Origin of the sequence: Intrasporangium sp. (assembly GCF_051961875.1) — a bacterium.
Lineage (GTDB): Bacteria > Actinomycetota > Actinomycetes > Actinomycetales > Dermatophilaceae > Intrasporangium_A.
On the sequence record NZ_JBQCCV010000308.1, the window covers coordinates 1 to 16,660 of the forward strand.

Genomic DNA, 16,660 nt, shown 5'->3' on the forward strand with positions numbered 1-16,660 from the left:
ATGTGCGCGTTCATGCCGGCGAGCGCGAACTGGATCGGCACCCGGCCCGCCTCGTGGCGCGCCTCGAACAACGGCGCCCACGCGCTCACCGGATGAGCGGCGTCCACTGCCTCGAGGTAGAACCCGGCGAAGATGATGTCCAGCCGGGTCATGAACTCCGCGTTGCGGAAGTAGCCCTCGGTGATCCGGTCCCGGACGAGCTCGGTGACCCGCAGGTACATGCCGTTGAACGCGGCGAGCCCGTCACCCAGCTCCAGCCCGAGTTCGAGGGTGCGCATGCGCTCGCACACCGCGTCGATGCTCGCCGGCTGACCGGCCGGCGGCTCCTCCCGACGAGGCCGCACCTTGCCGCGGATGAGGTCGAGAACCCGCGAGAACCAGCCCATGTCGCGAAGGTACCGGGCAGGCCCACGACCGGCTGCCGATTCCCGAGACCTCCGGGATAGCGTGTCGCCAGCCGGTTGAGCGCCCCACCGAGCAGGTCGTATGCCGCCCAGCCGGGGCGGGCGCAGCCCGCCTGCCGCTCGGGCGCGTCAGGAGGGACGCCGCCGCGCCGACCCCGGCCGCCTGCTCGGCGGCATACTCACGCCCTGGAGTCGGGTCGGGACCCGGCGGACGACTCCGCCTCCCGGCGCTCGGCACGCTGCTCGGCACGCCCGTCCGGCGGACGGTGGCGGCCCGCGTGGTCCTCGGCATGCGTCTCGCCGACGGTGTGGCGCAGCTGGATCTCCGGCAGCAGCCAGGTGAGCAGGAAGGCGACCGCGGCGATCGGCACCGCGACCAGGAAGACCGTCTGGATCGTCGAGGCGTAGGCGTTGACGACCGCGGACAACACCGGCGGCGGCAGGTGCGCGAGCCGGGCGGGGTTGACCGTGCCCTCGAGCCCCGGCGGGATGTGCACCCCGCGCAGCGCGTCGGCGAGCCGGCCGCCGAGCACGTTGGCGAAGATCGCCCCGAACACCGCCGTGCCGAACGAGCCGCCGATCGACCGGAAGAAGGTCGCCCCCGCCGTCGCGATGCCGAGGTCCGAGTGGGCGACGGCGTTCTGGACCGCGATGACGAGGACCTGCATGACCCCGCCGAGACCGGCACCGAAGACGAGCATGTAGAGGTACATGATGCCGGTCGCCGTGTCCGCCCCGACGGTGGACAGCAGGTACAGCCCGAGGGTCATCACGGCCGTGCCGATGACGGGGAAGACCTTGTAGCGGCCCCACCGGCTGATGAGCAGCCCGGACCCGATGGACGTCGTGAGGACACCGGCCATCATCGGCAGCAGCTGCAGGCCGGACTGGGTCGGTCCGGACCCCTTGGCCACCTGCAGGAACACCGGCAGGTAGGTGATCGCGCCGAACATGGCGAACCCGACGACGAACCCGATGGCACTGGTCGCCGAGAAGACCTTGTTGGCGAAGAGCCGCAGCGGCAGGATCGGCTCGGCCGCCCGGCGCTCGACGAGGGCCCAGGCGACGAGGAGCACGACGGCGACCGCGGCGAAGACGTACGTCTGCACGGAGTTCCACGGGTAGCTCGTCCCACCCAGGCTGGTCAGCAGGACGAGCGCGGTCACGCCGAGGGCGAGCAGCACGGCGCCCCAGTAGTCGATGATCCGCTTGATCCGGCTGAGGTTGCTCGGCAGCACGACGGCGGTCACCGCGAGCGCGACGGCGCCGATCGGCAGGTTGACGTAGAAGACCCAGCGCCAGCTCGCGTGCTGCGTGAGCAGCCCACCGATGAGCGGCCCGATGACCGTGGTGACGGCGAACACCGCCCCGAACAGCCCCTGGTACTTGCCGCGCTCCCGGGGCGAGACGACGTCGCCCACGATGGCCTGGGCGCCGACGATGAGGCCGCCACCCCCGAGGCCCTGCACGGCCCGCGAGACGATGAGCCAGAGCATCGAGGTGGCCAACCCCGACAGGGCCGATCCGACGAGGAAGATGGCGATCGAGAGCTGGAAGAAGAACTTGCGGCCGTAGAGGTCGCCGAGCTTGCCCCACAGGGGGGTCGAGACGGTCGCCGCGAGCAGGTATGCCGTGACGATCCACGAGATGTGCTCGGCACCACCCAGGTCACCGACGATGGTCGGCAGCGCGGTCGCGACGATCGTCTGGTCGAGCGCCGCCAGCAGCATGCCGAGCAGCAGCGAGCCGAGGATGACGAGCACCTGCCGGGGAGGCAGGTGCAACGGGGAAGCGGGCTGTTCTGACCCGAGAACGGGGCGGGCTCCGGTGTCGCTCACGATGGGAACCGCCGGAGATTCTGCACGCCGCTCATCCCACCGAACCAAGCACGGCGCGCTGGGAAGCAACTGGGAGCGCACCATGGCGTCGCGACGCGCTCTGCGGACGGGGCGCGAGATTCGCCACCCCTCAGGCGACCGCCGGCGGTCCTCGATGGGCTCGGCACCCAGCTCGACCCGCAGACGGCCGGGTCCCTCCCCGGGGAGCTGCTCGGGCCATGATCGTCGGTCGCCCGGTCGGCACGCCGAGCAGCATACGAATGAATCCGTATGCTGCTCAGCCAAATTCGCCTGTCACGCCCGTTCGTCGGTGGCTGGGTCATGCAACGCAACGGCCGGCGTCCGCGGGCCAGCGGCAGATCCGTGCTGGCACGGATGTATCAACCACCGTGTCCCGGCACTCTCTCATGCAGGGGTACCCGTGCGCCGACTGGACCCCGGGCAGGATGGGACCTCGGCTGCGGCGAATCACGAGTTTGCCGATTTCCCTCGTTGTAATGATCGCTGATCACTACCGCTGTCAATTCGCCGCATCGCCGCAGCCTCCTCCACAACTGGGCCGGCGAGCCCGTTTGGAGGAAGACCATGGCCGGCACGCCTGTCAACCGCTCCATCGCCGCCGTCGCCTCAGCGGCGCTCTTCGTTGTGGGGGTGAACCTTCCCGCGCAGGCAGCCGAACCAGATCCGGATCCCGGCGTAGCCCAAGTCGTCCAGCTGCTGGGCGGCAGCGGCGGGACCGACACCCTCGCCGCCTGGACCGCCCAGCTCGCGAGCATCGGCGCGTTCGCTGCACCGATCCCGCTCGGAGCGGCAAGCCCCGGCGGCCTGGCCGGGTTGGGCGACCTCGTCGAGAAGGGCGTCGCCAGCAAGGTGGCCGGCAAGGCGACGTGGGCCGACCTCGCAGGCGCGAGTGGTGCCGTCGCACTGCCGAACGGGCGCAACGGGACGCTGACGATCGAGCCGGAGGAGCTCTCGGACGGCAGCGAACGCGTCCGCGTGCAGCTCGTCGTGACCCGCTCGGCGGCCGCAGACCTCGTCGTCAGTTCGACAAGTCCCAAGGTCGAGCTCGCTGCGCCAAAGGGGCTGGCGACCACGGTGGAGGCCACGGTGTCGTTGTGGGTCGTCTGGAACAAGAAGACGAACCGTGCCTATCTCGCGAGCGACAGCGGGCACACTCCCAGCATTGCTGTCGACGTGACGGCGACCGTGGCCGCCGACGTGAAGGCCTCCGTCGGCATCCTCGGGGTCTCCCTCAGCAGCACCGACTACACGGTCAGGGCGAAGGCGGCAGCGACGATCAACGACCCGAACAACGACGGCATCCTCGCCTTCGCTGCCCCCGACGGCGGCGAGCTCGCCGCGGACGGGTCGCTACAGGGCCTCGTCAGCGTCGGCTCCCCCACCGGCTCCGTGTCCGGGACACTCTCGGTCAAGGCCGACACCAGTGGCCTGGGTGGCATCGCCCTGCCGACTCCCATCGCCGCGAACATCACAGTGGACTGGCCCGACATCCGGACCGGCAGCCCGACCATCACGGCCCCTGACCTGGCGGCCCAGGCGGGCCGGTTCCAGAACATGAGCCTGCGCGACCTCGCAGACGGGCTGGCCCAGGTGGCAACGGCGCTCACCGGGATCCAGCAGGCGAAGTTCTCGCAAGGCGGCGCTCTGGTCGGCAACCTCGACCTGCCCTTCATGCGGGGTACTGTCGCCGACGCGGTCAAGGCGAACGAGGCGCTCGTGGCGTTCCTGACGGCCAACGTCGTCCAGCCGCCGGACCCGAACCAGCCGACACCCCCGGGATTCGACGCCAGCCGAGTCGGCAGCCCGACCTTCACGTCTCTCCAGGACCTCGTCACGAGACTCAACACGTTCGCCGGAATCAACCTTGACGGCCTCGCGTGGGACTCGGCGACGAGCAAGCTCACCTTCCACCTCACCATGACCAAGAAGGCGAGCAGCCCCGTCCCGATGGACCCCGCGAGCGCCAAGACCTCCAAGCCGGGGGCGACGTATGGGGCGGACGGCCTGAAGCTGAACGACGGGACCACCCCGTGGACACCCGGCCAGTGGGTCGGGATGCGGGTCGTGGCGGGTACCTCGGCCGGCGAGATCAAGGGCAACACCAAGGACTCGCTGACGCTCGAGCGGCCCTGGATCGGTGGCCAGCCGGACAACACGACACCCTTCGTCATCGCCGGACCAGAGACCCAGCTCGGGGCGGTGACCTTCGGTGACAGCCTGAGCGAGGCCGCGGGGACCAACCTGCGCAAGGGGATCCTGCGCGCGAACGCCGCCCAGACCTTTGCCACCGTCACACCGTCGGTCACCGCTGATCTGACGCTCGTACTCGACCTGCAGGACCCCAGGACCGGCAACGCCTGTGTCGGCTTCGAAGGCAACACCAAGCCGTGCCCATACATCACGGAGACGGGAGGGTTCAAGACCCAGGTCGAGTCCCTCCCCCTGGCCGCGGATCGGGTGATGATCCGCACGGGGGCGGCCGCGCCGCTCCTCAAAGCCGACTTCCCCATCGAGTCGAAGGTCGACCTCACGGCCAACGCTGGGTTCTTCCAGATCCGCCTGACCGGAAACCTCAAGGCCTGCAACAACAGCGCGCCCGCGAACTGCTCGGCAGGTGGCACCGGCAACATGCTCAGGATCGGGCTCAAGGCGATGGGTGACGCCCAGCACGACATCCGCCTGCGCCAGCTGTTCGACAGCCTGGTCACGGACGGGCCGGCCGGCCCGAGCCGGGCGGGCAGCCTGCTCGACGTCCAGCTCAACGTTCGCGCCTACGCAGACCTCACCGTCTCGCTGCCCGGCGCGGAGGACTTCCTACCCGGCGGGTCGAGCGCGACGGCGAGTGCGACCTGGAACGACCTGACCCGGACCTCCGGCGCCGACGGGCCGCAGTTCGACCTGAGCGGCCTGCAGAAGGTCTTCGCCCTCGACTTCAAGCCAGGCTCACAGGCAGAGCTGTTCGGGATCGTCCTCAAGACGCTCCAGACCCTCGCCGCTGAGCTCGCCGACGCCCAGCCGGGCGGGCCGAGCGGGATCTTCAGCACCGAGATCCCCGGCACCGGGACCTCCCTGCGCGACCTCATGCGCCGGGACACGTCCGGCGTCGGCGGCCACGTCACCTACGGCGCGAACTCCCTCACCGACAAGGACCGCAGCTTCGACGCCTCCTTCACGGGGCGCACGGTGGTCGTCGGCACCCAGGTGGGGGTCGTCGCCTCCGCGTCCGGCAACACGGTCACCCTGACGAGGGACTGGAGCACCAAGCCGGCCAACGGCACGGCCTACACCTTCCGCTCCCCGCTCGACGACGCCATCGACATCATGGCGACCCATCCGCCGCAGAACATGCAGGACCTCGTCACCTTCGTCAACCAGCGTCTGGGGACCAAGGCGCTGACCTTCCGCTACCTCGACGCCGGCGGGACTCCAAGCGTTGTGCTCGGCCTCGACTGGAGCCGTGACTACCAGACGTCCGCACCCCTGCGCCTCGACCTGGGCGCCGACAACACGTTGGTCTCGGCCGCCGCGGAGGGCCAGGGCACGGTCCACGTGACGGGTGGCGTCGACGTCGGTCTCGTCGTGCCACTGACGCCCGGCACGGGCCCGGATGACGCGAGCTCGCTCAGGGTGCTGGCCGACTCGAAGCTGAGCATTGCGGCCGACGCCAGCCTCACCGGGAACCTCGCCGGCACGATCGGCCCGTTGACCGTGTCGGCCGGCGATCCTGCAGGTGACCCGGACAAGCAGGTCAAGGTGCTCGCGAACCTCAGCCTCGACCTCGCCGACGGGTCGGCGACGCCGGACACCCCGGTGACGTTCTCGACGTTCCTGTCGAAGGTGAGCCCGAGCTTCAACGCCTCGAGCAAGCCGGTGGACTGCGGTGAGGGACTCAGCACCAAGCTCATGGTCTGCGGCGTCGTCCCGCTCTACGCAACCGTCGCCGGTGGCTCACCGACCTCGCTCGGCACGGTGGCCCTGCGCCTGCCGAAGTCGGCCAACCCGGCCGACCTCACCACGCTGAGCGGCAACCTGCCGGCGCCGGACGATGCGAAACCACGCTTCGAGGTGCCGGACCTGGCCGCCGCGTTCCAGCAGGCGTTCGCGGACTTCACCCAGATCGGCCCAGGCCTCGACGGCTACCTCGAGAAGATCGAGCAGGCGATGCGCCTCGCCACCTACGACGGCAAGCTGCCGTTCGTCGGCTCGGATCTCCAGCAGGGTGCCGACTCGATCGGCCGGCTCCGTGCGCAGATCAAGGCGAAGCTCGGCAACATCCCGGCCACCCCGGCGGAGGCCCGCGACTACGTCAACAGCCGGCTCGCCGACGCCATCAGCGCCGCCGGCCTGAGCAAGACGAGCCTCACCGTCGACTACGTGTGCGCGCTCAAGCTCGAGCCCACCGCTGCTCCCACACTGACCTCGGCACCCTCCGACACCGGTGACGGCACGTGGTACTACAAGATCGTCGCGAGCCAGGGCAGCGGCTCCGGCACGGACGGTGACACAGTCCCGTCAGCGGCGAGCACGGCCCTGAAGACGCAGTTCACCACTCTCGACACGAGCCACAAGGTCACCGTGGCCTGGACGAGCACCAAGGGAGCGAAGAAGTACAAGGTGCTCCGGAGCTCGGACGGCACGACCTACCAGTTGGTCAAGGTGGTCGACGCGGCCTCCGGCGGCTCCCAGTCGGTCACCGACGACGGCAGTGCGACGCCGGGCGCCTACGCGCCAGTCGCCGACAAGCCGATGCTCATCGACTGCCCGGCGACGAGCACCACCGGCGTCAGCCTCGCCTTCGACATCAAGCAGGGCGAGATCACCTCAGCTGACGGCTGCAAGCCGGGCACGGGCTGTCTCGACGGTTCGGTGCCGCTCGACATCGGCATCCCCGGCTTGGCCTTCAAAGCGGGCAAGGGCGGCTCGATCTCGTATGGCCTCGGCCTGCGGCTCCACCTCAAGGCTGCCGTCACCAAGGACAAGGGCTTCTTCATCTACACCCATGACGCCTGGCAGGACGGTGCCGCCGCACCGGAGTTCGGCCTCGGCGCCCGCTTCGACATGCCCGCCACGATGGACGCGCAGCTCGCCTTCCTCGACATCGGGGTGGAGAAGAACAGCACCGCGCCGCTGTTCGCCGGAGCCTTCCTCGTCGGTCTCAAGTCGCGCGACGCTTCCGAGACAGCAGACTCCCGACTGACGCTGGCCGACATCGCTGGTGGCGACGCAGGCTCCATCTTCGGCATCTCCCTCACCGCCAAGATCAAGGCCGACTGGCTCGTCACCGCGTCTGCGGACTCGGTGCTGCCGGGCGTCCAGGCCAACTTCCTGTTGGCCTGGGAGTTCAGCAACAAGGACCTGAAGAACCTCGGCGCCCCCAAGATCGACTTCAAGGACGTGAAGATCAACGCCGGTGGGTTCTTCTCGAGCCTGCTCGGGCCTGTGCTCAACAAGGTCAAGTCGGTCACCGGACCGCTCCAACCGGTCATCGACACGCTCTATGCGCCGCTCCCGGTCCTGTCCGACCTCAGCAAGCTGGCCGGGGGCGACGACGTCAGCCTCATCACCCTGGGCAAGTCGTTCAACACCCTCGCCGGTGGGCCGGATCTGGCGTTCGTCGACAAGCTGCTCGCCCTGACCAAGCTCATCAACGACCTGCCGACCTGCGGCGGTGGCACCGACTGCCTCATCCCGATCGGTGCCTTCACGGTGGACGGCGGCAAGGCCCTCACGACCAGCGTGTCCCCGACCAGCAGCCTCAACCCGGGCAGCGCCACATCTCTCATCAGCGCGGCCAGCGCTGATTCCGAGGCAGTGATCAAGAAGGCCCTCAACGACGCGGGCGGCAAGGGCACCGTATTCGGTGCCGGCACCGAACAGGGGTCGGCGAACAAGTCCGGCTTCACCTTCCCGATCCTCGACTCGCCCTCCTCGGTCTTCAGCCTCCTCATGGGCAGCGACGTATCGCTCGTCGAGTTCGACAGCGGCCCACTGACGCTCGGCTTCACGTGGCGCCAGTCGTTCGGGCCGGTCTACGCCCCACCACCGGTCATGGTCACCCTGTCCGGCTCCGCCTCGGTGAGCCTGCACTTCATGGCGGGCCTGGACACCGCCGGCATCAGGTACGCCGTCGAGGCGGCCCAGGCCGGCACTGATGTCGATCCCATCAAGCTGCTCGACGGCCTCTACTTCAAGACGACTGACGCCAGCGGCAAACCCGTGCCCGTCGTCCGTCTCGACGGCGAGATCGCCGCTGGCGCCGCCGTCACGGCGCTCATCATCACGGTCGGCATCGAAGGTGGGCTGCACCTGACGATCGGGTTCCACTGGAACGACCCGAACAACGACGGGAAGTTCCGGGTCAGCGAGTTCCTCCGGACGGCGATCAACAACCCGCTGTGCCTCTTCACGACGACCGGGAGACTCAGCCTCTTCCTCCGGCTCTATGTGACGATCGGGTTCTCCCCCTTCAGCACGACCTTCTCGTTCACCCTCGCTGACGTCACGCTGCTCGACTTCACCGCCCAACCGAACTGCACCCCGCCGCCGCCTCGACTGGGCGGCACCAGCGGTGACACCCTGATCGTCTTCGCCGGCAAGTTCGGCACGGACCAGGCACGCGGCGCACAGTGGGGCAACACGGGTCAGACCGAGGCCGACGTCGTCAAGGTGACCGAGCTGCACTTCGCGCAGCGGACGGGCGACCCCGACGGCACGAACCCCGACTTCGACGGCTTCCGGATCCAGATGCTCGGCGAGACCCGCGACTACCTGGACCGCAACCTGGCTCGCGTCGTCGTCGACGGGCGTGGCTCGGAAACCCCGCTCAAGGTGACCTTCGTCGGCGACGGCAAGAAGGACTCAGACCCGGGCTCGACCACCACGCAGGCCGACCTCAGCCGCTTCACCAAGGACGCGGTCGTCTTCGGCACCGACCAGGACGACCAGATCCAGACCGGCACCGGCAACTCGTGGGTCGACGGCGGCGACGGCGACGACCGCATCGTCACCGCAGATGCGGCGGGCAAGGTCGCCCGAGTGGCGGGTGGCCCCGGCAACGACACCATCACGACAGGCGACGGCAACGACCTCGTCTCGGGCGATGGCGCCCTGCCGCGGGTCTCGCGGACGATCGACGCCGCCTTGAACCAGGTGGACATCGACAACCAGACCGGCACGAAGATCACCAAGGTGCCCCTGACCGACCTCATCGACTGGACCAAGCTCAATGTCGACCCGACCCAGGGTGGCCAAGGCGCCGGGGGCGCGGACCTCATCGCGGTCGGACTCGGGGCCAACACCGTCCACGGCGGGGCCGGCGACGACAAGATCGGTGTCGCCGCCGACCGGCCCGGCCCGGACGGAGCATTGATCCACTCCAAGGGCAACATCCTGATCGGCGGCCTTGGCAGCGACTCGATCAGTGGCGGCGCAGGCGACGACAAGATCTACGCCTCCGACAAGGGCGAGTTCGGGGTCGACGACGAGGGCACACCTGACACGTTGACGACCCCGTCGGGCCAGTCCACGATCCCCAACATCATCGAGACCGGGTCGGGCAACGACCAGGTCTGGGGCAGCAACCAGGAGGACATCGTCACGAGCCACTCGGCCCAGAACGAGCACGCACGGATCATCGGAGGTGGGGGCAGCGACGCCCTCGTCGGTGGCTACGGCAGCGACTCGATCTTCGGTGGGCCAGGCGCCGACTATGTCATCGCGGAACCGAGCGAGGTCGGTGCCCTCGGGTCGCCGGCGACAACTGGGGATCCTGCCGACAACGGGGCCTTCGGCACCACTCGCTCGGTCAAGCACCTGCCCCTCCCCGCCGGCACGACCTCGAAGGCGAAACTGCTCGTCGGCGGGCTCGGGAACGACCACATCGTCGGTGGTGACGGCCCGTCGACGGTCTTCGGCGACACGCTGCGTGACGCAGCGACGGTCGGCGCCGACAAGGACGAGACCTGCCGACCGGGCAACCCCGTCACATCTGACCCAGTCCCCGAGGGCACGTCGCAAGCGACCGGTGACGGCAGGGACCTCATCCTCGGCGGCGCCGGCGTCGACACCATCTCCGCTGGAGGGGCTGCCGACCGCGTCCTCGCCGGCGGCGGCGACGACCTGGTGTGCGGCCAGGAGGGCGACGACGTCCTCTTCGGCGGCGACGGAGCCGACCACATCTGGGGTGGCAGCGGCAACGACCGCGGCTACGGCGATGCCGGCGACGACCTCGTCTTCGGCAACGCCGGCGAGGACAACCTCTACGGCCAGGACGGCGCCGACATCGTCGAGGGCAATGACGGCGCCGACCGCGTGAGCGGTGGCCCTGGGCCCGACCGGATCTATGGTGGCACCCGGGCTGCCGGGCGGCAGGACATCGGTCCAGACACGGACAAGCAGGCGGGCGACATCCCCTCCGGCGACACCGGCGACGACATCATCATCGGCGACAACGGGCCCGTCGACGACCCGACGGACAGCACCGACGCTCCGGCGAAGCCGTACGACCTCGACGGGGTCAGGCCTGACGCCGGCCGAGGTGACCTCATCTATGGCGGGGACGGCGCCGACGTCGCCTACGGCGGCCTGGGCGACGACCGGATCTGGGGCGGCAACGGCCCGGACCACCTCGAGGGCAACAACGGCTCAGACGTCATCCACGGGGACGACGGGGACGACGAGATCATCGGCGGCTCCTTCGAGATGGCATCCAACGGGGTCGGCCGACCGGACAAGGGCGATGTGCTCTACGGCGACGCCGGCAACGACGTCATCGCGGGCGACAACGCCGTGATCATCACGACAGACATCGAGACGGACACCACACCGGTGACCCGCAACCGAGGGTTCGAGAGCAACCACGTCGTGCAGCTGCTGGACCTCGACCCGACAGCGACCCCGGGCACCTGGGGCGACGACGAGATCTACGGCGGCGACGGCGAGGACGTCATCTTCGGCCAGCGCGGTAACGACCGCATCAAGGGCGGCGCCGGCGACGACTACGCCGAGGGCGGCCCGGGCATCGACTGGGTGGAGGGCAACGCCGGTGACGACGACCTCGTCGGTGGCAGCTCCACCCCCTCGGGCGGCGCGGGCGACCACGCGGTCGGTCAACCCGACGCGGAGGACGCCTTGTTCGGCGGCACGGGTGACGACGTCATCATCGGCGACAACGGCCAGATCCTGCGTCCGAGTCCCGGCGAGACACCGGCCTCGGTCACGGTCCGGCTGGGCAGCACAGCAGGCACCGCCATGGCGCCACGCATCATCGAGACCTGGGACCGCACAACCGGCACCGGCTATCTCGGCACTCCGGACCCAACCCGTTTTGGGGACGACCGGATCTCCGGCGGCGACGGTGTGGACGTCATCCTCGGTCAGGATGGCGACGACATCCTCACCGGCGACGCCGGCGACGACTACATCGAGGGCAACGGGGGTGCCGACAAGATCTTCGGCGACCTCGCACTCGACGCCGGCTCTGTGCACGAGACGGCCAAGCCGCCGATCACCGGCGTCACTTGGCCCGGTACGGCCAGCCCGAGGCCACTGCTCATCGGCACCAGCACCCAGGCCGGCCAGGACGACCTCATCGGTGGCACGTCGACGCCCGCCTTCCGCGATGGAGACGACGTCATCGAGGGCAACGGCGGCGACGATGTCGTGCTCGGCGACAACGGGTCGCTCCTGCGCACCCTCGTCGGCGCGCCCGGGGCCCAGTCGGAGCGGGTCTACACCGATCGCTACCCTGACGGCGCGGTCCCGACGGACGCGACACGGTCGCGGAGCCACGACCCGGCGCTGCCCGGCCCGAGCACCCGCTTCTGCACGACCGCTCAGACGACGTGTGAGCCGCTGGGAGCCTTCGGCGCCGACACGATCTGGGGTGACGACGGCAACGACGGTATCTGGGGCCAGGACGGCAATGACCGGATCTGGGGCGGCAACGGCGACGACGACCTCTACGGCGAGCTCGGCGACGACCAGATCTGGGGCGGCGCGGGCCGTGACGCGATCCTCGGCGACCGTGGTGGGATCGTGAACCAGTACCTCAGTGCCGGGGACTCACCCCGAGCCTTCACGGTGACGCTGAACAGCCCTCCGAAGGAGACCTTCCACGGCTTCGTCCGGGGTGACTACGACCGGCGGGCAGATCTGCTTCACGACGTCGATGGCGACCAGTGGATCGGTTCGTCCACCGACGCACCCATGCCGCACGCCGGGCTAACCGAGGGCGGGCGCGACCTCATCCGGGGCGGTCCCGACGCAGACACCATCCACGGTGGCTATGGCGACGACGTCATCAACGGCGACAGCGGTGGCGACGACATCTTCGGCGGCGACGGCGAGGATGTCATCTGGGGTGGTCAGGGCTGTGACCCTGTCCTCGACGCCACCACCGCCGACTGTCAGACCGCCGGTGTCTTCGACCCGAAGTCCCGCGGGACCGGTGACCGCTTCGTCGACCACATCTTCGGCGGACGCGGCGAGTCGGACCCGGCGAAGCAGGACGTGCTCGGCTCGGACATCCTGGACGTCCGGCCCCGGGGCAGCTACACCCCCGGCACCGGCTGCACCCTGGGTGACTGGCCGCTCACGACCGGGTCGAAGAAGGCCGAGGTGACCATCGACCCGTGCCTCTGGTTCGAGATGACCGACATGGACGACGCCGATGTCACGAACGACAACCACCACCAAGGCATCGACTGGATCTACGGCGGCTGGGACCGTGACGTCATGCAGGCAGATGTGGCGGCCAACGGGCCGAACAACGGCGACCGGCTCATCGACTGGAACGGCGCCTTCAACCTGTTCACGCACTGCAACGCCGCATACGGCGGCTTCAACGACGTGCGCCAGCACTCGCCGGCCATGCAGGACTTCCTCCAGCAGCTTGCGTGGTCGTCCGGTGCTGGCAGAGGCGCGGCGGATGTCACGACACCGGGGACGTCAGCCTTCGTCGAGCTGGCTCTCGTCTATCCCAGCGACAACCGGGACCACGGGTCCGGGCCGGCCTACCCCGGCACGCCAGGTCACTTCGACGTGACGGCCTGCATGCCTTGATCCTCAGCCGGCCACGTGCCCACCGCCCCCTGGGCCCGTGGCCGGGCCCGGCGGCATACCCCTCAAGCGGTATGCCGCTGGGCGCGCTGGCACCCGCGTATGCCGCTCGGCGGGTTCACCGCGCTGCTCACGATGCGGCAACTGGTCCGATGGAGGTCTTGACGAGGACTCGGTCGTGCCCTCATGCTTCGTGAGAGCGCTCTCACACACTCAGTCTTTGCGGATGAGAGCGCTCCCAGAACCGCCCGGCTGAGATCGAAGGAGCTCTCATGTCACGCCCACACATCCCGGTCCTCGCCGCCGCCTCGGCCGGGCTGCTGGCCCTCGCTGCCTGCAGCTCCACCCCCGATGCGGCGCCTGCGGGCGCCACCGACACCGGCAACGGCAAGGCCGGCGACAGTCAGGTCAGCCTGACCCTCGCCACCTTCAACCAGTTCGGCTACGAGGACCTCATCACCGAATACCAGTCCTCGCACCCGAACATCAAGATCACCCACAAGAAGGCCGCGACCTCCAACGAGGCCCGCGACAACCTCAACACGCGACTCGCGGCCGGCTCGGGTCTCGCCGACATCGAGGCGATCGAGGTCGACTGGCTCCCGGAGCTGATGCAGTACTCGGACAAGTTCGTCGACCTCAAGAACGCCGACGTCGACGGCCGGTGGCTCGACTGGAAGGCCAAGGCCGCGACCGACAGCCAGGGCCGCCTGATTGGCTACGGCACCGACTCCGGCCCGGAGGCGATCTGCTACCGCGCGGACCTGTTCAAGAAGGCGGGCCTGCCGAGCGACCGTGCGGCCGTCGCCCAGCTGCTCGGCAACACCTGGGACAGCTACTTCGCGGCCGGAAAGCAGTTCGCCGCCAAGTCCAAGGTCCCGTGGTTCGACTCGATGGGGGCGACGTACCAGGGCATGATCAACCAGATCGAGTCGACCTACGAGCAGCCCGACGGCACCGTCATCGCGACGACGAACCCGGTGGTCAAGCAGACCTTCGAGAAGATCGTCCAGGCCGGCATGACCGACAAGCTCTCCGCCAAGCTGCAGCAGTGGGGCAACGACTGGGTGGCGAGCTTCCAGAAGGACGGCTTCGCCACCATGCTCTGCCCCGGCTGGATGGTCGGCGTCATCGAGGGCAACGCCAAGGGCGTCAAGGGCTGGGACGTCGCCAACACCTTCCCGGGCGGCGGCGGCAACTGGGGCGGCTCCTACCTGACGGTGCCGAACCAGAGCCAGCACCAGAAGGAGGCCCGCGAGCTGGCGGCCTGGCTCACCGCCCCCGAGCAGCAGATCAAGGCGTTCAAGGCCGTCGGCGCCTTCCCGAGCCAGCAGGCCGCCCTGACGAGCGATGACCTCAAGTCCGTCAAGAACGAGTTCTTCGCCAACGCCCCGACCGGGGAGATCTTCGCGGAGCGGGCCAAGGCCGTCACCGTGAGCCCGTTCAAGGGACCCAAGTACTTCCAGATCAACGACGCGATGCAGCAGGCCCTGACCCGGATCGAGGACGGCTCGATGAACCCCCAGCAGTCCTGGGACCGGTTCGTCGCCGATGTCCAGGCCCTCGGCTGATGCACGTGCGCTCCCTCCGCTCCGCCCGCCGGGAGACGTCCCTGGCGGGCGGGCGGTGGGTCTTCCGGCAACGGATGAGCCGCTGGGACGTCAAGCTCTCGCCGTACCTCTACGTCTCCCCGTTCTTCATCCTCTTCGCCGTCGTCGGCGCGTTCCCGCTCGGCTACACCGCCTACGTCTCGCTGCACCAGTGGCACCTCATCGGCGGGGAGGGTGCCTTCGTCGGGCTCGAGAACTACCGCTACGTCCTCGGCCAGGAGTACTTCTGGCGGAGCCTGCGCAACACCATCAGCATCTTCCTGCTCTCGAGCGTCCCGCAGGTCATCCTCGCCCTGCTCATCGCCGCGGCCCTCGACAGCAGCCTCCGGGGACGGACGTGGTGGCGGATGGGTGTCCTGCTGCCCTACGTCATCGCGCCCGTCGCCGTCGCACTCATCTTCAACGACCTCTTCGGCGACCGTTTCGGCCTGTTCAACCAGGCCCTCGGCTGGATCGGCCTCGACCCGATCGCCTGGCACCGCGACGTCCTGCCGAGCCACCTCGCCATCGCGACGATGGTGAACTTCCGCTGGACCGGCTACAACGCCCTCATCTTCCTCGCCGCCATGCAGGCCATCCCGCGCGACTACTACGAGGCCGCCCAGATCGACGGCGCCGGGCCGGCCCGGCGGTTCGTCTCGATCACGGTCCCGCAGCTGCGCGCGACGATCATCTTCGTCGTCATCACCTCGACGATCGGCGGCCTGCAGATCTTCGACGAGCCCCGGATGTACGACCAGTACGGCCTCGGCGGCGCGAACCGGCAGTGGCAGACGCTGACCATCTACCTCTACCAGGTCGGCTGGACCCAGAAGAACTTCGGCCGGGCGGCCGCGATCGCCTGGCTGCTCTTCCTCATCATCGTCGTGATCGGCCTCGTCAACTTCTACCTCACCCGGCGCATCGCCTCCAAGGAGTCCCGATGACGGCCACGACCACGCCGCTCCCCCGCCGCGCCACCGCCCGGCTGGCCCGCCGCGCGCACGCCGGCCCAGCGGCATACGGCTTCCTCATCGTCGTGATCCTCGCCAGCGTCTTCCCGCTCTGGTGGTCGTTCGTCATCGGCAGCAAGGACGCCGCCGCCATCAACAGCGGCTCGGTCTCTCTCATCCCGGGCGGCAACTTCCTCAAGAACGCCCGCACCGTCATCGACACCGTCCCGTTCTGGAAGGCCTTCGCCAACAGCGTCATCGTCTCGACCGTCGTGGCCGGAGCCGTCGTGCTGCTCTCGACCCTGGCCGGCTTCGCCTTCGCCAAGCTGCGCTTCCGGGGCCGCGAGGCGCTCCTCGTCGTCGTCATCGCGACGATGGCCGTGCCGACGCAGCTCGGGATCGTCCCGCTCTTCGTCGTCATGAGCAAGCTCGGCTGGGTCGGCAGCGTCGGCGCCGTCATCGTCCCGGCGCTCGTCAACGCGTTCGGCGTCTTCTGGATGACCCAGTACCTCCGCGAGGCGCTGCCCGACGAGCTCATCGAGGCGGCCCGCGTCGACGGCTGCTCGGTGCTGCGGACCTTCTGGAACGTGGCCCTGCCCGCCGCCCGCCCGGGCGCCGCGATGCTCGGGCTCTTCACCTTCATCGCGACGTGGACCAACTTCTTCTGGCCGTTCATCGTGCTCGACCCCGGCAACCCCACCCTGCCGGTCGCGCTGCAGCAGCTGCAGGCGGCCCACTACGTGGACTACTCGCTCGTCCTCGCCGGCGTGGTCCTGGCCGCGCTCCCCCTCCTCGTC

The 16,660-nt window shown here is 69.2% G+C and carries 6 protein-coding genes; 4 read left to right on the forward strand and 2 right to left on the reverse strand.

Annotated elements, in window-relative coordinates; all coding sequences use genetic code 11:
* Both ACTHJJ_RS19030 and ACTHJJ_RS19035 read right to left on the reverse strand, forming a co-directional pair.
* Nucleotides 1-386 (reverse strand): DUF5995 family protein (locus ACTHJJ_RS19030; RefSeq protein WP_440304520.1); only part of this gene is annotated, 386 nt, incomplete at its 3' end.
* A gap of 197 nt (nt 387-583) precedes the next feature.
* On the reverse strand, nt 584-2,242 hold the full coding sequence (locus tag ACTHJJ_RS19035; protein ID WP_440304521.1) for an MDR family MFS transporter: 1,659 nt from the start codon (nt 2,240-2,242) through the stop codon (nt 584-586).
* A gap of 585 nt (nt 2,243-2,827) precedes the next feature.
* Between ACTHJJ_RS19035 and ACTHJJ_RS19040 the strand changes: the two genes are divergently transcribed.
* From ACTHJJ_RS19040 to ACTHJJ_RS19055, 4 genes are all read left to right on the forward strand, one after another.
* Complete coding sequence (locus tag ACTHJJ_RS19040) at nt 2,828-13,324, forward strand: calcium-binding protein (protein ID WP_440304522.1); 10,497 nt, start codon at nt 2,828-2,830, stop codon at nt 13,322-13,324.
* A gap of 269 nt (nt 13,325-13,593) precedes the next feature.
* Complete coding sequence (locus tag ACTHJJ_RS19045; protein WP_440304523.1) at nt 13,594-14,892, forward strand: ABC transporter substrate-binding protein; 1,299 nt, start codon at nt 13,594-13,596, stop codon at nt 14,890-14,892.
* Nucleotides 14,892-15,857, forward strand: a complete 966-nt coding sequence (locus tag ACTHJJ_RS19050; RefSeq protein ID WP_440304524.1) for a carbohydrate ABC transporter permease — start codon at nt 14,892-14,894, stop codon at nt 15,855-15,857. Before ACTHJJ_RS19045 ends, ACTHJJ_RS19050 begins: the two co-directional genes overlap by 1 nt.
* Nucleotides 15,854-16,660, forward strand: an 807-nt coding sequence (locus tag ACTHJJ_RS19055) for a carbohydrate ABC transporter permease (RefSeq protein WP_440304525.1), incomplete at its 3' end; no start/stop codon positions are given. The genes ACTHJJ_RS19050 and ACTHJJ_RS19055, both read left to right, overlap by 4 nt.

What these genes read in the sequence shown, in the direction of transcription:
- ACTHJJ_RS19040 (WP_440304522.1), top strand. Translation starts at nt 2,828, where the DNA reads ATGGCCGGCACGCCTGTCAACCGCTCCATCGCCGCCGTCGCCTCAGCG.
- ACTHJJ_RS19045 (WP_440304523.1), top strand. Translation starts at nt 13,594, where the DNA reads ATGTCACGCCCACACATCCCGGTCCTCGCCGCCGCCTCGGCCGGGCTG.
- ACTHJJ_RS19050 (WP_440304524.1), top strand. Translation starts at nt 14,892, where the DNA reads ATGCACGTGCGCTCCCTCCGCTCCGCCCGCCGGGAGACGTCCCTGGCG.